Source organism: Novosphingobium sp. (genome assembly GCF_019748365.1).
Lineage (GTDB): Bacteria > Pseudomonadota > Alphaproteobacteria > Sphingomonadales > Sphingomonadaceae > Novosphingobium.
In genome coordinates this window covers 44,941-61,141 of the sequence record NZ_JAIEPN010000093.1, presented here as the reverse complement: position 1 = coordinate 61,141, position 16,201 = coordinate 44,941, and the positions used below count along the sequence as shown (strand labels likewise).

Genomic DNA, 16,201 nt, shown 5'->3' with positions numbered 1-16,201 from the left:
TGTGAAAAGGAACTTGGTGATGGTCAAGCATGGTCCAGCGGCGACGGTGCTGCCTGCGACGGGGCTGGCCACGGCGGAGCCGCAGCCTGACGCCGAACCGATGCGCATGGTGCGGTTCAACCCCGCGTTTTCGCGTTTGCTCGGGAGCATCAGCCAGTCGGCGGTCAAGGTTCCCTCGATGATGTCGATGCTTGAGAAGCGTGTGTTGTTTACGCTGGCGCGGGAGCGTTACACGGGGAGCGGCTTGATCATCGATGCGGGCATATTCCTTGGCGCCTCGACAGTGTGCTTCGGCGAGGGCCTTCGGCAGAACCGGTCGTTCAAGACGGCGACCAAGCGCTGGACGAAGCCGATCATCTCGTTCGAGCGCGCCATCATCAATCCGGGCATGCCGGCGTTCTTCAAGCGCAACAACGTCGAAGGCATGGCAGAGCCGGGTGAATCGTTTGCCGACGCTGTCGAAGCCATGATCGAGCCGGTCGCGGATCTGGTCGATCTTCGACTGGGCGACATTCTGGAGACGGGACAAGGCATCGAGGATCCGATTGAAATTCTGTTCCTCGATGTTCTGAAGCTGCCGGAAATCAGCCGCTTCGTTATGCGAAATTACTTTCCGCGGCTGATCCCCGGTGTCTCGATCGTGGTGCAGCAGGATTATTTTTATGAACGGTTGCCGTTCATCAAGACCGATCAGGAATTCTTTTCGGAATACTTCACATTCATCGGTGAGGTTTGCTCGACCGCGCTGTTTCTGTGCACCAAGCCCATTCCGGAATCCGCGATCGACCAGCTTGAACAAGGCCTGCCCGCGCGTGAGCAGGAACGTCTGGCCAGTCGGGCGATGCAACGTTCATGCGATCCTGCGCGCCGGTACATGATGGCGATCTCCAAGGTGCGGCTGATCAAGCAGCTCTATGGCAGCGAAAGCGCGCAGGATTATCTGCGGTTCGTCAAGAACGAGTTTCCCGATCAGGTGGCATCGCCCTTGCCGCGCCTGAAAGACGCCCTGGCCGCGATCGAACGCGTTTGCTGGGATGGCGATGATTGATCCGGGATGTATGCTGCGGCATCTGACGCGGCCGATCCGGGCCGCACGGACCTGACCAGGGGACGAGGTTGATGCCACTGATCAAGGTCAGCACCGAAGAGGCGCTTTCGAACATCAAGGACAACACGGTTGGGCGCTGGCCTCGGCGAGGGGAGCCGGGGCGGCTGTCGCCGATCGCGAAACCGCAGTTCAAGCCGACCTTTCAGTTCGCGCCCGGCGAGACCATCTTCACGATCGGGTCGTGCTTTGCCCGCCATGTCGAACGCGAATTGGCGTTTCGGGGATTTGCCCTGCCGACGAGACATCTGTTTGAAAGCGATGAAGACTTCGGTGCGGTCGGGCTCGATGTGCTCAACAACTACGGCACGCCCTCGATCTGGAACGAATTGTCCTGGGCGTTTGACGACAGTTTCGATCCGATGCGCTGTTTCGAGCCGGTTCGGGAAAACTGGGTCGACATGCATCTTCATGCCAGTATCCGCCCCACCACGCTGGAAGTGCTGCGCACGCGGCGGCGGGCCATTGCTTCGGCCTATCGCTCGATCACCCATTGCCGAGCGGTGATCATCACGCTGGGTCTGGCTGAGGTTTGGTTCGACAACCAGCATGGTCACTACCTCAATGTTGCTCCGCGCCGCTCGATTCTGCGCGACAACCCGGGCCGGTTCGATCTGCACGTGCTCTCGCCGGAGGAATCCTACGACTACTTGCGCCGGGCGCTGCTGCTGATCCGGGAGCACGGGACCCCGGGCATCAAGGTCGTGCTGACGGTATCCCCCGTGCCGCTGTCGGCGACCTATCGGCCGGTCGATGTGATGGTGGCCAACAGCTATTCCAAGTCGGTGTTGCGGGTTGCTGCCGAGCAGGCCGCGGCCGAGTTCGATTTCGTCGACTACTTCCCCAGCTATGAGAGCATCACGCTGTCGGAGCGCGATCATGTCTGGACCGAGGACAACGTCCATGTGACGCCGCGCGCGGTCGAAACCAACGTCGGCCGGATGGTTGCCGCCTATGTCGGGGCCGGCACAGCAGGACTTGATCGCGAAAGCATCCGCGACGCCTTGCGCGAGCTGCGCGGCAACCGCACCGGGATCCTGGGGTTGATGGAAGGGCGGCTGGATCTGCTCGACGATCCGGAACTCGCCAATGCTTATGCCGATGCAGCCTTGCTGGCCGGACGGCTGGACGACGCCGTGCATGTGATGGAAGGTGGCTTGCTGGAACCGGTGCTGGCAGCAAGGATCTGCCTTGCGCGCGGCGATGCTTCAGCCGCGCTGGCCCTGCTGGGCGATGTGCCTCCCCGGGCAACCGCGCGGTCGCATTTCTACGGCACCAAGCTCCGTGCGTTCCTCGCGCTTTCGCAGATCGACGCCGCGAAGGCTGCCGCAAACGACTGGATTGCCGCAGATCGCAGCACGCCGCAGCCCTATCTGCTGCTGGCGCGTGCGCTGGCCGAAACCGATCCGGTCACGGCTGAGGGCTATTACGAACAGGCTTTGCAGCGCGGAGACGATCAGCCGCCGGTCATCATCGAATGCGCGGATCATTTTGCCCGCACCGGCCGTGTGGCAGCGGCGCAGGATCTGGTGCGGGGCCTGGAGCCGGTTCAGCCGTACTTCCGGCGTCGGCGCGAACAGATCCTGTCGCTCATCGCGTCAGCCTGACGCTGAATTTGGTCAGTTCCCGTCACCGGCAACGTCGCCAAAGGCGATTGCCGCGATCCGCTGGTTGACCGGCGCGGAGCAAGAGCCGCCCTGGCTGGCATAATTGCGCCAGAACAGGACTCCGGCCAGCCTGTCGCGAATGATCATTTGATGCACGAAGCGCGCATCCTCGAGCGTTGTTCCCGCCAGTTCGAAATCGATAAGCAGCCGACCGGGGTCCACCGGTCCGCCGGCTTTCACGATCGCCATCTGGGCAGCGTAACTGGCGGGCAGCGACTTTTGGGCATTGCGGCTCCACAGCACCAGCGTCGTCCGGTCAAACAGCGCGACGATCCGATGCGCGTTCTCGGCGGTGACGCCGGTGAAGCGCTGTTGGCCAGGAGAATCGAGCGGATTGACCAGCAGGATGACCTGTTTGCCTGCCGCGTGGACCAGCTTTGCGTAAGACGTCAGAAACCTTTCGGTCATCTGCGGGTCGCGCCCATCCTGCACTTCGTAGTCCAGCATGATCCCGCTGGCGCGGGGAGGCAGTTTGCCCGATGCCAGCACGCAGGTATCGGCCGGTGATGGCGAAGCCGTGTCGGGCAACGCCTTCTCGCTGATGAGCACGATCCCTGCTTCCCGGGCATAGCGCCGTGCGCGCTTATCCTGTCCCAGCAGACTTGAAGCCTGCGCCAGCGTGCAGGCGTTGGCCCGGTCGATCGAGCTGAACGCCGAGCGGTGGCGACGATTGCCCGTCATCGACGGTTCGAGGTTCAATTTCCGGATGATCTGCCGCCCGCCGGCGCCAATCAGCGGTGTCGCCGCGCGATTGGCCCAGTGGTAATACCACGTCCGAATGCCCTTCGGGGCCGAGGCCAGGCGGCCCAACTGCCCCGAAACCGCGTCAGACAACGGATAATGAGGATATGGCGCGCCGTCCCGCGGCGGTGGGGCCTGTTGGTAGGCTTCAAACCGCAACCGGGTATTGTCGGTGGCAGAGAAACAATCGGCAGCGGGTGCGGCGCTGCCGGTCTGGGACATGATCCCCAGGGCCAACCCGGCACAGGCCAGTGCGGCCATGCTCATGAGGCGAGGTCTTCGCATAGCCATCAGTTCAAGACCCATAACATGGCTCGCGGCAAGCGCCTTGAACACCGCGTGTTTCGACTGCCGCAAAATGGCAGAATGACGTTATCTGCCGCTTGGCCCTCAAGAGGATGCGGGCGATGATCCCGGACAAGGGCACGAAGGATCGGCGCGCCGCGAGCATGGGGGCAACCGGCTAGGCCTTCGATTTGCCGTCTGCAGAGGCACCGAACCGGACTTGGCATGCCCCCTGATAGATATGATTTGGCTGAAAGTGGGTGAGTTCGGTTGCTCGCGTCATGAAGAAGTTCGCGGTCTGGGTTGCCGGATCATAGTTGTTGATCACGATGACGTTGAGCAGGTCTCCGGAAATGACCGCCGAGAGTTCGGTTCGCTCTGGCCAGTAGTCGATCACCCGGTCGAAAGTGCCGTTCCTTGTGGGAGCAATGTTGCCGGGATCCACGGTGATCCGGGTGCGCGGATCGACGGGTTCCGGGTCGTCCTGCGGCTCGGGCGGCGGCGTCGTTCGCACCGGGATGCCGGGGAGTACCAGCGTCAGCGGATGAACGGCATCGTACTGGAGTTCGGCGGCAGTCTGGAGCTTGCCCGGATCGAAGTTGGTGATGTGCCGGATTGAACAGGTCAGCTGCCGTTCGGGCAAGTGCGTCGGCTTCCAGGCACGCTCTGCGGCGGCCGCCTGTCCGGGTGCAGCCACTACCGGCGACAGAGCCGGGCCACAGCCAAATATGGCGGCGAGAAACACGGTCTTGATGAGCGGTGATGGTGCTTGCGTCATGATGAAGCTGCAACGATTCCTGCCAGAGACGGACCGACCTTCCCTTCACGGCAAAATGTGTCAATCAAATGAAACAAAATCCGTTCAGGGCGGCTAATAATGGTTTGTGAGATTCCCTCGATTGTTCCTTATGCTGGCGCGGTACGTGGGTGGGCCACGATGGCGCTCCTCGTGGTGGCTGCTCTGCCGCAAGCCGCGCTCGCCGAAGACCTGCCAGGGCAGCAGGGGGGGCTTGCAGTACTCGGCGCTGCCACCCCGGCGCGGATCGGGCCGGCGAGCACACCACTGTTCGTGCGCAGCGCTCCGCAGCCCGAGGCCACACCCGCCTACAATCCACTCGCCGCCTATCCTCCGGTTGTGGGGAGCTCGCCTGATGTCGACAGCCTTTCTGCCGCTTCGACTACGGAAGGCCGCGCGCTCGATTGCCTGACCATGGCCATCGCTTATGAGGCAGGTCAGGAGCCGATTGCCGGCCAGCAGGCGGTGGCGCAGGTCATTCTCAACCGCACCCGCGTGGCCCGCTTTCCGAGCTCGGTCTGCGGGGTGGTGTTCGAAGGGTCCCAGCGGACGACGGGCTGCCAGTTCACGTTCACCTGCGATGGTTCGATCCGCCGCCGCTTGCGCGATACCACGCTGCTCACCGCCCGGATGGCGGCATTGTCGGTACTGACCGGGCAGGCGCCGGATCGCGTGAACGGGGCGACCCATTATCACGCGAGTTACGTCAATCCCTATTGGGCCGACACCGGTACCCGCGTGGCGCAGATCGGCGCCCATATCTTCTACCGCATGCCCGGAGATGCGGCCGGGTCCTCTCCCGCGTCGCTGTCTGGCGAGGCGCCCGCCCTGGCCGCATTGGCGGCTTCGCGCGTGAAAGGGCGCTCGGCGCCGCGGGCGCCCGTGCGTGCGGCACCCGGCGCGACACAGCAGATGTTCGCGCCGTGGGGCGTTCCTATGGCGGCCGCGGGGACTGCCGGCCTCATTCCCGGCGGACAGAACTAGTCTCTCATCGGACCGCTGGCCGCCCGGCGAATGGCGGAAGATGCGCTAGCTGATCCGCCGCACGACATAGGGATGGGCGGGCTTTCCGGTCAGTTCGACGATCGCTTCAAGCCGGTACCGCCCCCGACCGGGCGCCGCCGCCTCGACGTGGACAGTGATCGGGCGGCCGGTCCAGGAAGCCGGGTCCGTAAAGCCGATCGCGGTGCGCTGCCCGCTCAGTTCGCGCTGGCGCTCGATCCCCGCGATGGCGCCGCGGCCGTCGCCGATTGCCGCCAGCGCTTGCGGGCCGGCATAGCGTGAAGAAAACGGCACGGCGCTGCGCTCCACCGTGACGAAGGGGCGCAGGCGAGCAACGACTGCTGGCGTGAAGCCCCGGATCGTGCCCAGTTCATCGATGCTCTGCACGCCGCCGTTGCGCGGGGTGATCCCCTGCCTTGCATAGTACGGGGCCTCGGCGCCGTTCGGGAGGGCCTCATCGTCGGAATCCTGCCAATCCAGCAGCGAATCGCGGGCAATCGCCATCGCCTGACCCTCGAGACCGGCCTCGCTCAGCATGCGCTCGATCACCGGCGCCTCGATCGCGTTGATGTTCACTTTGCCGCGCTCGTCGATCAAGGTGATGGTGAGGTGCGAACCAGCGAAATCGAGCTCCTGCGTGCGGCCATCGAGCAGCGCCAGGGTGGCCGCATCACGGTTCATCAGCCCGTGCAGGGCGATGGCGAGACCGCCCTCCGCTGCAAGCCGCGTCTGCGCACTCGCCAGCTCGCCTTGCGCCTTGGCCAGATCGATGCGGGTCGCGCTGATCACGACGAGCGCGATCGCGGCGAACACGGCAAGGCTAGCCACCGCGGCAATCAGCGCAAAGCCGCGCTCGTCAGCGTCTGGTGGCAGGGCCTTCATGGCATCGTGCCGGAGCCCTTGAACGGTTCGAGCATGCGGATCTTCTTCCGCAGGGAATCCGTCGCAGCCCTGGCATCGTCGGCATTCTCGATGACCTTGAGCTTGAGCAGAACGATCAATTCGGTGCGCCGGTCGGTGTTGCGCTGGGTTCCGAACAGCCCCCCGACAACCGGGATCTGCGAGAGCAGCGGAATGCCGTTCTTGCCGAAGCTTCTGGTATCGCTGAACAGGCCGCCCAGCGCGATCACTTCGCCGTCGCGCACGGAGACGGTCGAGGCGATGCGGCGGGTCGAGATCGTCGGCGACTGGCGCTGGGTGGCCGAGCTTCCGGCCGCCGATGTGCTGATCTGGCTGACTTCCTGTGACACATCGAGCTGAACCAGCCCGCTGGCGTTGATGCGCGGGGTGATCTTGAGGATCACGCCGGTGTCCTTGTATTCGATCGTGTTGATCACGGCGTTGGTGTTGCCGACCAGATTGGTGGCCGACCCGGTCGAAATCGGCACCTGATCGCCCACCTGCAGCGCCGCGCTCTGGTTGTTGAGCACGAGCAGCTTCGGCGCCGAGACGACCTTGACGTTGGTGCGTTCCTGCAGCGCGTTGAGCGTGGCGGTGATGCTGTTGCCGCCATAGAAATAGGAGAAGCCGGGATAAGTCTGGACCGGCACCGCCGTCGTGCCTTCGGAATAGCCGACCTGGCTCGATCCGCTGAGGTAGTTCCACTGCACCCCGTAGCGCAGATCGTCGTTCAGGCTCACCTCGGTGATGGCCGCTTCGATCAGCACCTGCCGAGGGGCGACATCGAGCTTGCGCAAGGCATCCTCAATCGTGGCATACTCGCGCTGGGTGCCCAGCACGATGATCGCGCTGTTGACCTCATCGGCGGTGATGCGCAGACCCATGGCGGCGCCGTTACCGTTGCCCTGTGCAGAGCCGTCCTGCGCTGCCGCGCCGTTGCCCGGAGCCTGCCCGAACGCGGGGCGGGGGAGGTTTGCGCCCGGAACCGGCCCGACCCCGCCGCCGCGAGGCATTCCGCCTTGCGACGTATCGCGCGGATCGGCGAAGGCATCGTTGCCATTGCCGTTCTGGCCGCCGGCCTCGTTGTTGCCTGTCCCGAAGGCGGCATTGATCGTGCGCACCAGATCGCGGGTGCGGCCGTTCTGCACCTGATAGACGAAAAGCCTGCGCTCGTTGCTTTCGCCCTCGCGATCGAGGATCTCGATCCAGCGCTTCACATCGGTGAGGTATTGCGGCTGCATGCTGATCGCCAGAATGCCGTTGAGGTCTTCCATGGTGATCAGCCGCACCAATCCGCGTGTCGGCGAATCCGCAGCGTTGATGAGCTTGTCGATCGACGGTACGATCAGCCGCGCGTCGGTGCGATTGGGCACGAACAGCGCGAAACTGGTGTTGCGCAGCCAATCGACATCGAACTGCTTCAAGAGATCGCGCGCACTGGCGCGCTGGCCGGTGGTGCCGGCAATGGTGATGGCGCCCGTCGCCGGGTCGGTCGCGGTGACCACACCTGGCAGGATCGAATCGACCACCTTGCGCACTTCATCGGCATTGATGAAACGCAGCGAGAGCACTTCAGTGCCGAAGCCTGTCGCGTTGGCGCCGATGAGCCCGCGCGCTGCGGCGGCGTTCTGGATCTCGAAGCCGCCGGCAACCGGCACCAGCGCCAGATTGCTCTGCCGCAGGGCCCGCTCGAACAGTTCGAGCAGCGACGACTTCGCCACAGGACCCGGCGTGACCAGGCTGACGCGGCCGCTGACACCGCGCGCGATGACGTAGTTACGCCCGAGGATGTCGCGCAGCACCGCCTGGGCGACGACCGCAACGTCTGCATCGGGGAAGTTGACCGCAATGTCGCCCGGCTTCGTCTTCGCATCGGCGGTCTTCGGGATGACTGGCGGCGGTTCGGTGCCCGGAACGAGCGTCGAGCGCACTTTGTAGTCGGGATCGTTCGAGGCCGGGGGCAGCGGCAGGGCAGGGGGCTGCGCGGGGGCTGCGGCGCTGCTGACGGCGCCGGGATCCTCTATCTGCGCCAGTTCCGGGGTTGCCGGAATCGGGAGCTGGGGCGGAGCCGCGGCAAACGCCGTGGTGCCGGTGAGGGCAATGAGGAGGCTGGGCTTGAGACGCACTTGGCGAGAGATCATTGGCCGTCTTCCGGGTCTTCAGGGGCGGGTGCGGCGGGTCCGGTGGGGATGGCGCCATAGGCTGCGTTGAATTGTTCCTGGCCGCGCTGCAGGCGGGCGCCGCTGGGGGTCAGCCCGGCAATGCGCCAGCCGGCGACCATGCCGCCGGGGGCGACATGGCGGATCCTGCCGCCGCGCTCCTGGACGACCGCATAGAGCCTTCGTCCGTGCATGACAGTGCCGGCGATGACCGCGCCGCCAAGAACATCGCTGGGCGCCGCGACACCGGCAGCGGGGGCGGCGGCGGGCGAGAACAGCCCGCGCCCCTGGAGCGCTGCGGGGACCATGACCCGCGGCACCTCGGGCGGCGCGGCGATGTGCTTCTGGCGCGCGGGTACACCGGCGGCCGGCAGCTCTTCGCCATAGGGCAGCAGCAGCTGCAGCAGGGCCGCAGCCGCCAGCACCGGCAGGAGCAGCGCCGGGAGGCGCGCGCTGCTACCGCTTGGCGGAAGGGCGAAAGGGAATCGATGCTTCAAGCTGAACATCCAATGCGGAAGCCTGTCCGGTCACGAGGGCTTCATCAGCGCCAATGACCAGAGCCGTGATGGTGAGATAGGGTTTGGAATTCTGGGCACTTGCGAGAAACTGGCTGAGCTGGCTTTCCGACAGGCGCGCGGTGACCCGCACCGCGGCCTGGCCTGGAGCCGGTGCGGCAATGTCCTCAGCGCCGCGGAACTCGCCGCCCAGCGCACTGATGGCTGCCTGCAAGCGCTGCCGCAGCGCTTCGCCGGCGCCGGCTTCATCGGGCGCTTCGAGCAGGAAGTCGCCCAGCAGCTGCTCGTGCGTGCCGGCCAGCCTGCGCAGCCGCGGGATGGCGGCGACGTTGCGCACGTTGGCGCTGTATTGCAGGGCGAGCTGCTCGCGCTGCGCCGCGCGTTCCTGAAAGCCGGCGATCAGCGGCCCGACAATCACGAAGGCCAGAAAGGCCAGAAAGGCCAGCAAGGCGAGCAGGATGAGCAGGGCCGCCGCCTGCGACTGCCGGGGGGAGAGGCCGCGCGCGCTCATGGCCTTGCCATCCGCACGGTGACTTCGAAGGGCTGTCCGAGGGGGCTCTGCGCAGCCGACGAGGCATCGCTATAGCGCTGCACACTGAGCCCGGCGCGGCGCAGGCCGCCCGCAATGTCGGCCTGCTGCGGGCGATAGCCGCTGATCCGCAGCGCATCGCCCTGCCATGTATAGCGCTGCACCCAGGCTCCTTGCGGCAAAGCCGAAGCGACGCGCGACAGCATCGTCAGCGGCTCGCCGGTCCGGCGGGCCTCCACCGTGGCGGCTGCAAACTGGTCCGACTTTGCGATCAGCGCATTGATCCGGCGCACGGCGTTCACCGCCGGTTGCTGCTCCGCGATCCGCGCCTCGAGCACGGCGGTGGCCGCCGTATCGCGCCAGACCAGCAAGCCGAGGTTGAGCGCAAACAGGGCGGCGACCGCGATCCACAGCGGCAGGGCGCCCCGGCTCGGGTCTCGCACCAGACCGGACTTTCGGAACGCGGGGAGAAAGTCGATCGGCGGGGCCGAATGCGGCGTCGGCGCGGAGGCGAGGATGGCGTGACAGGGCTGATCGAGCTGCGTCAGCGCGGAGCCCAGACCCTCCGCCGCGGCGCGCGGCATCGCGGCCACCTCGATCTGCATCCGGCCATTGCCTTCGGCGCGCGTGGCGATCCGGGCGGCGAGGATCATGCCCGCGTCTCCCATCGGCATGATCCGCGCGGCATCGAGCTGGACCATGCTTTCCATGTCGCGGGGGCTCATGACCGGCCGTTCGATTGTCCGGGTCAGGCAGAAGCCGGGGGGCAGGATGATCGTGACCGGGCCGGAGCGCGCGGGATAGGCACCGGAGGAATCGGGTCGGGGCTGGAAGGCGGCGGTACCGGGGTCATAGTCCGCCAGTATCCGCCGGCCATCGCGCCATTCCTGCAGCGGCTTCGGCGCCATCGCGGCGAGCTGATCCAGCCACCAGCGCACGCCGTCGGCGATCCACTGCCCGACGGTGTGCATGTCTGCCTGAAGGATGCTGCGTCCGCTCATTGTGTGCCCTTGCACTCGTCCGTGCGCAGATCGCGTGCGCAGGTATCGCCATTGGCGGCACGCAGCCGCACTACCAGATCAGGCCATGACCGCTTGTCGCCGGGAGGAAACTCGACCCGCAGGCTGATGAGCGAGGGGAGTACATCCCGGCCCGTCCACTGCAGCTGCCATGGCGGCGGCATGCCCGCGCCCGCAAAACGGCTGGCCTGGGGGCCGAAGTAGCGGACGGACATGGTCGATACGCCCGAAAGCAACCGCGTCGCGGTCCAGCCGGTCTCCTCTTGCTGGCGCCGGTCGACCGTCTCGTTGAGCGTGCTGATGCGGTAGAGCATGAGATCGCCGCCGCGCTCGAGCCGCAGCCGATAGCGCTGGAAAGCGTCCGGCCCGGCATTGCCGGGCGGCTGGCCATCGAATTCGAGGCCGAACTGATTGCCCGTGAAATCCACGGTACTGCCCGTCAGGGGGCTGATCGAGGGATGAATGTTGGCAATCAGGTGGCGCAGCGTGAACTGCGCCTGCGCGATCTCGTCGATCTGCGCATCCTTCTGCCCGATGAGCCGCTGGCGCAGATCCATCCGGCCGATCCCCGTGACGAGGACGAGCGAAACCATGGCGATAATCGCCAGACAGACCAGCATTTCGACGAGCGTGAATCCGGCGGACGTTTGCGGGCGTTTCATGGCTTGATCCGCACCGTGCTGAGCCGGATGATCTCGCCGCGTTTCGATCCGGCAACACCGCCAATAGCACCGACGGAAACCGTGATCTGTTCAAGCGGATGGCGATCAAGCGGATCGGCAAGCTGGTAGGGCTGACGCAGGACGCGCCAGCCATAGCCCCGCCAGCGGCCCTCGAGCGGGGCATTGGCGTCGGCCATCTGGTCGAGCACCGATTGGGCCACGAGAAGGGCTTCGCGGCGCTGCTGGACCGCGAGCCGTGCCCGCGCATCCTGCCCCACGGTGCCGACCAGCGCGCCGGTCATCGCGGTCACGATGGCCAGCGCGATCAGCATCTCGATCAGCGAGAACCCCGCTTCACCGGGGCCGCGCGGTGCCCCCTGCGGGCGGGCGGCGGCGGAGATCACGGCGAGAACACGAGGCGCGAAGTGGCCGGGTCCACCGCGAAGTGGTCGGCCCGGCCAGCGGATTGAATCGCGCCGTCCCCGCCGATGGCGGTGCCATCGGGGAAGAAGGCAAGCCCCCCGGCGGGCCATTCGAGCTTTGCCGCGGCCGGCAGGGTGCGGGCCGGGCGCCCGGATGAGGATTGCAGCGTCCGGCGGGCAGCGGACCACGACACCCGGACGGGCGCCGCCCCGGCAATGGCATCCGCGCGGGCCTCGGTAAGCACGAGCGCCACGGTCATCCGGGCTTCGGTCCGGGCGCTTTGCTGCAGCTGATGCTGCAGCGCCGGAAAGGCGATACCGGTCAGCAAGGCCGCGATGGCCAGTGCCACCAGCAGTTCGATCAGGGTAAATCCGGCATCGCGGCGCAATCCGCGCGGCCGCTCACCAGTTGCCGACATCTTTGGCCTCTTTGGTGCCGCCGGCGGCACCATCCGAGCCGAAGCTGTAGACATCGACCTCGCCGTGATCGCCCGGCACCTTGTAGAGGTAGGGCTTGCCCCAGGGGTCGTTCAGGGCGGCAGCATCGGCGATGTAGGGCCCGTTCCAGTTCGGATCGCTGGTGGGCGCCTTGACGAGAGCGGTCAGGCCCTCTGCACTGGTTGGGTAGCGCCCGGCGTCGAGCTTGAACAGCTCGAGCGCGGCTGCAATGTTCTTGGTCTGGATCTGGGCGGTCTGTGTGCGCGAGCTGCCGAGATACTTGATCACCTGCGGTCCGACGATGGCGGCCAGCAGGCCGAGCACGGCCAGCACCACCAGCAGCTCGATCAGGGTAAAGCCCCGCTCATTCCGGTCATTCTTTTTCATTGCGATACCGCCAGTTCATTGAAGCCGAGGATCGCCGACATCACCGCGGCGATGATCACCGCCACCGCGGTGCCCAGCACGATCGTGATGGTCGGCGTGAGAATGGCGACAAGCCGCTCCAGCCGGGTGCGCACGTCGCGATCAAGCACCACGGCAAGGCGCGACAGCATGAGGGCGAGCTGCGAGGTTTCCTCGCCGGTCCGGATGAAACCGATGGCGAGGTGCGGCAGCATGCCGGTTGCGGCGAGCGGCGCGGAGAGACCGCCGCCTTCGCGCACGCCTTCGGCAATCGTGGCAATTGCGGCGGCAATTGCGGTGTTGCCGACGGTGCGTTGGGCCAGGGCGAGCGCGTTTGGCAGCGGAACCCCGCCTTCGAGCAATGCGCCCAGCGTATGGGAAAACCGCGCGGTCTCGATGCGCCGCACAAGGTCACCGACAAGCGGCAGGCGCAGCATGGTCTGATCGAACCGGATCCGGCTGGAAGGCCGGGCGAGCACGTTGCGCAAGGCAAGGCCGATCACCACCAGCCCCGCCAGAAGCCAGAGCCCGTAGGCGCGCAGGAACTGGCTTGCTGCAATCACCGCCATCGAGGCGAAGGGCAGTTCGGCCTGGCTGTTGTCGAGAAGCCGCTCGAACTGCGGCACGACAAACAGCAGCATCATGAGGATCACGCCGACCGAGATCACCGACAGCGCGATGGGATAGATCATCGAGGTGATGACCAGCCGCCGCAGTTCGGCGGCCTGTTCGAGCATCTTCGACAGACGCTCCATCGCTTCGCCCAGTTTGCCGTTCGCCTCGCCGGCTTCGGCCATTGCCGCCTCGCCGGGGCTGAACAGCGCCGGATTGTCGAGCATGGCTCGAGAAATCGGTGCACCCTCACGGACGGCGCTCAGCAGCATGCCCATGGCCTCGGCCGTGGCGGGATCGTCGATGTTGCCGACCGCCAGCGCCAGCGCCCGGTCGAGCGGGAGGCCCGCTTTGAGGAGGACGGCGAGTTCGGCAATCACGGCGCGGCTGATCGCGCTGTTGCGCCGTGATATGCCCTCGCCGGGGGGCGCGGTTGCGGCGGCGCCGGTGATCAGGCGCAGTTCGACCGGCGTGTTGCCGCTGCGCCGGATCTGGGCGAGGGCATCGCTTTCGCTGGCCGCATCAAGCTGCCCGGCAATGATCCGGCCATCACCGCGCAGCGCGCGATAGCGAAAGGCGGGCGCTGCGCTCATTCGCCGCTCGCAACCCTGAGAACTTCCTCGATGGTCGTGAGCCCTTGCGCGGCCTTGGCATAGCCTTCCTGCAGCAGCGAGCGGTGACCTGCGGCGCTGGCGCATTCCTCGATCTGGCGGGCATCGACACGCTTCAGGATCAGCCGCGCGATCGCATCATCCACCGGCAGGAAATCGAACAGCGCGATGCGTCCGCTGTAGCCTGTGCCATGGCAGGCGGTGCAGCCGGCAGCGCGGTGGAAATGGTTCTCTCCGCCGACGGTAGCATCGATACCGAGCGATGCCAGCAGCGCTTCATCCGGCGCGAACGGCACGCGGCAGTGCATGCACAGGCGCCGGACGAGCCGCTGTGCCAGCACCCCGGCGAGCACCGAGCTCAGGAGGAACGGCTCCACTTCCATGTCGATCAGCCGGGTGATCGCACCTGCCGCGGTGTTGGTGTGGAGGGTCGAGAGGATCATGTGGCCCGTGAGCGCGGCTTGCACCGCGATCTGCGCGGTTTCGACGTCGCGGATCTCGCCGACCATGATCGCATCGGGATCCTGCCGTAGAAACGAACGCAGGGCGGTGGCGAACGTGAAACCGATCCCGGGCTGCACCTGCGTCTGCACAATGCCGGGCAGGCGGTACTCGATCGGATCTTCCACCGTCAGCAGCTTGCGTTCGATCTGGTTGAGCTCGGCAAGCGCGGCATAAAGCGTGGTGGTCTTGCCGCTGCCGGTGGGGCCGGTCACGAGCACGATTCCATAGGGCAGGTGGATCGCCTCGCGGAACTGCTTCACCAGCCGGTCATCAAGGCCGAGTGCCGCGAATTCGAGCTTGAGGTTGGACCTGTCGAGAATGCGCAGGACCGCGCTTTCGCCATGGATCGACGGCGCGGTGGCGACGCGCAGGTCGATTTCGTGGCCGCGGACGGCCAGCCTGAGACGGCCATCCTGCGGGATGCGGCGCTCGGCGATGTCGAGCCCGGCCATGACCTTGATGCGCGCCACGACGGACGAGCGCATGGCCTGGGGCAAGCGGGTGACGAGGCGCAGCATGCCATCGATGCGGAACCGCACGGTCAGGCTGTCATCGCTCGGCTCGACGTGAATGTCCGAGGCATTGGCATCGACCGCCTCGGCGATCAGACGGTTCACCGTGCGGATGGCCGGCGCGTCGCTCGTCAGATCGCGCATCCGGTCGATGTCGCCGGATTCGACGGTATCCTCGATCACCGCCGCATCGGTGCCATCATGGCAGAGACGCTCGATCGCGGCGTCGATATCGCTGGCGCGGGCGATGACCCGATCCACCCGGCGCTTGAACAGGAAGCGGAATGCGTTCTCGACGAAAAGGTCGAAGGGGTCGACGACCGCAACGCAGACCCGCGCATCATCGATCGCAATGGGAACAGCGCGGATATCGCGCAGGAAGTCGGCCGCGACCGGCTGTTCAAGCGCAACCGGCTCGCGCAGCATTTCGGCCGGCGCCATGGGCATCCCGCTGGCGTCGGCGAGATGCTCGCAAAGCGATTGTTCCGACATCAGGCCGAGGCGGGTGACAACCGACTCGATGCGCTCACCGCTTTCCTGCTGCACCAGACGGGCGCGGGACAGGGCTTCGCGCGAAAGCAGGGCGCGCGCTTCGAGCACGGAATCAATGGAGTTTGCGCCATCTTGCGCAGCGCTGAGGGCAGAGCCCGTCAGCGTGGCCTCGGGCGATCCGCCTGCAACTGCCGAGAGTTTTGCTTTACCGAGCACGTTAACCCTCGCGGTCAGACCAGATGCTGCATGGCTATTATTCATGTTGGCTCAAAAAAATTGCCCGCGGCAGGCCAACCAGCACCGTTTCGACCGCCTTATGGGTCCAATGCGTCATTTGTGTTACGACCGTTTGACGGGAGCTGCGGCAATGCCGCCATGCACGGAGGCAGGCTTCAGGCCACTTCCGCCGCGCAAAGTGCCCTCAGCGAGTATCACCGCGTCTCTGCCCGGTTCCAACCGTTTCGGCGTCAGGACTAGCAGGTCTGTGAGCCTGCCGCGCGCCGGGTCGAAGCCTGCGCCGGGGTGATATCGGGCAACTGCAACAAAAGAATCACGTGGTTGTCATTTGCCGAGTCTAATGCCCCATGCGCCAGCCATGGATTGGGTTGGGAAATGGGGGCGCTGAGAACGATTTCTATAAATCTGCAGAAATTTCTGCCTGGTCGGAACTCTGATCGGCGGCAATTTATCACCAATACATGGAGAGCCACTGGCGATTCGCAGGCAGAGGTTTAAGTATTCGGTGAATTCTCTTACAGTAATGCAGATTTCTTTGATTTTGGATCGGCCTACTCGCTCTGATGCCGCGTCGGTATTGATTACGAT

General features: G+C 65.6%; 16 protein-coding genes. 3 read left to right on the top strand and 13 right to left on the bottom strand.

What is annotated here, in order from left to right; genetic code table 11:
• Window positions 1–19: 19 nt before the first annotated feature.
• Entirely contained in the window at window positions 20–1,048 is a 1,029-nt protein-coding gene (locus tag K5Q19_RS11950) for a hypothetical protein (protein ID WP_292945335.1), read from the top strand.
• Between the two features lie 71 nt (window positions 1,049–1,119).
• Window positions 1,120–2,712 carry a GSCFA domain-containing protein gene (locus K5Q19_RS11945; RefSeq protein WP_292945332.1) on the top strand — a complete coding sequence of 531 codons (1,593 nt, stop codon included), beginning with the start codon at window positions 1,120–1,122 and terminating at the stop codon, window positions 2,710–2,712.
• A gap of 12 nt (window positions 2,713–2,724) precedes the next feature.
• Here the strand turns inward: K5Q19_RS11945 and K5Q19_RS11940 are convergent, their stop codons facing one another.
• The gene (locus K5Q19_RS11940; protein ID WP_292945329.1) at window positions 2,725–3,849 is read right to left on the bottom strand and encodes a hypothetical protein; all 1,125 of its coding nucleotides are present in this window, start codon (window positions 3,847–3,849) and stop codon (window positions 2,725–2,727) included.
• A 127-nt stretch (window positions 3,850–3,976) separates the two neighbouring features.
• On the bottom strand, window positions 3,977–4,576 hold the full coding sequence (locus K5Q19_RS11935; protein WP_292945326.1) for a hypothetical protein: 600 nt from the start codon (window positions 4,574–4,576) through the stop codon (window positions 3,977–3,979).
• 159 nt (window positions 4,577–4,735) lie between these two features.
• Between K5Q19_RS11935 and K5Q19_RS11930 the strand changes: the two genes are divergently transcribed.
• Window positions 4,736–5,578, top strand: coding sequence for a cell wall hydrolase (locus K5Q19_RS11930; RefSeq protein ID WP_292945323.1), 843 nt, complete (start codon window positions 4,736–4,738; stop codon window positions 5,576–5,578).
• Between the two features lie 45 nt (window positions 5,579–5,623).
• Here K5Q19_RS11930 and K5Q19_RS11925 read toward each other — a convergent pair whose 3' ends face one another.
• From K5Q19_RS11925 to K5Q19_RS11875, 11 genes are read right to left on the bottom strand one after another with little or no spacing between them, the layout of a single operon-like run.
• On the bottom strand, window positions 5,624–6,478 hold the full coding sequence (locus K5Q19_RS11925; RefSeq protein ID WP_292945320.1) for a type II secretion system protein GspK: 855 nt from the start codon (window positions 6,476–6,478) through the stop codon (window positions 5,624–5,626).
• Complete coding sequence (gspD, locus tag K5Q19_RS11920; RefSeq protein WP_292945317.1) at window positions 6,475–8,637, bottom strand: type II secretion system secretin GspD; 2,163 nt, start codon at window positions 8,635–8,637, stop codon at window positions 6,475–6,477. Before gspD ends, K5Q19_RS11925 begins: the two co-directional genes overlap by 4 nt.
• The gene (locus K5Q19_RS11915; protein ID WP_292945314.1) at window positions 8,634–9,152 is read right to left on the bottom strand and encodes a hypothetical protein; all 519 of its coding nucleotides are present in this window, start codon (window positions 9,150–9,152) and stop codon (window positions 8,634–8,636) included. Before K5Q19_RS11915 ends, gspD begins: the two co-directional genes overlap by 4 nt.
• Window positions 9,112–9,681 carry a type II secretion system protein GspM gene (gene gspM / locus K5Q19_RS11910; RefSeq protein WP_292945312.1) on the bottom strand — a complete coding sequence of 190 codons (570 nt, stop codon included), beginning with the start codon at window positions 9,679–9,681 and terminating at the stop codon, window positions 9,112–9,114. Before gspM ends, K5Q19_RS11915 begins: the two co-directional genes overlap by 41 nt.
• Window positions 9,678–10,700, bottom strand: coding sequence for a hypothetical protein (locus K5Q19_RS11905; RefSeq protein WP_292945310.1), 1,023 nt, complete (start codon window positions 10,698–10,700; stop codon window positions 9,678–9,680). Before K5Q19_RS11905 ends, gspM begins: the two co-directional genes overlap by 4 nt.
• On the bottom strand, window positions 10,697–11,380 hold the full coding sequence (locus tag K5Q19_RS11900) for a prepilin-type N-terminal cleavage/methylation domain-containing protein (protein WP_292945308.1): 684 nt from the start codon (window positions 11,378–11,380) through the stop codon (window positions 10,697–10,699). Before K5Q19_RS11900 ends, K5Q19_RS11905 begins: the two co-directional genes overlap by 4 nt.
• Window positions 11,377–11,784, bottom strand: a complete 408-nt coding sequence (locus K5Q19_RS11895) for a type II secretion system protein (protein WP_292945306.1) — start codon at window positions 11,782–11,784, stop codon at window positions 11,377–11,379. Before K5Q19_RS11895 ends, K5Q19_RS11900 begins: the two co-directional genes overlap by 4 nt.
• The gene (locus tag K5Q19_RS11890) at window positions 11,781–12,221 is read right to left on the bottom strand and encodes a prepilin-type N-terminal cleavage/methylation domain-containing protein (protein WP_292945303.1); all 441 of its coding nucleotides are present in this window, start codon (window positions 12,219–12,221) and stop codon (window positions 11,781–11,783) included. The genes K5Q19_RS11895 and K5Q19_RS11890 overlap by 4 nt, the downstream gene beginning before the upstream one ends.
• Window positions 12,205–12,627 (bottom strand): type II secretion system major pseudopilin GspG, encoded by a 423-nt coding sequence (gspG, locus tag K5Q19_RS11885; protein ID WP_292945300.1) that lies wholly within the window; start codon window positions 12,625–12,627, stop codon window positions 12,205–12,207. Before gspG ends, K5Q19_RS11890 begins: the two co-directional genes overlap by 17 nt.
• The gene (locus tag K5Q19_RS11880) at window positions 12,624–13,850 is read right to left on the bottom strand and encodes a type II secretion system F family protein (RefSeq protein WP_292945297.1); all 1,227 of its coding nucleotides are present in this window, start codon (window positions 13,848–13,850) and stop codon (window positions 12,624–12,626) included. Before K5Q19_RS11880 ends, gspG begins: the two co-directional genes overlap by 4 nt.
• Window positions 13,847–15,592: a GspE/PulE family protein gene (locus tag K5Q19_RS11875; protein ID WP_292945294.1), complete on the bottom strand. Its 1,746-nt coding sequence runs from the start codon at window positions 15,590–15,592 to the stop codon at window positions 13,847–13,849. The genes K5Q19_RS11880 and K5Q19_RS11875 overlap by 4 nt, the downstream gene beginning before the upstream one ends.
• Between the last annotated feature and the right edge of the window lie 609 nt (window positions 15,593–16,201).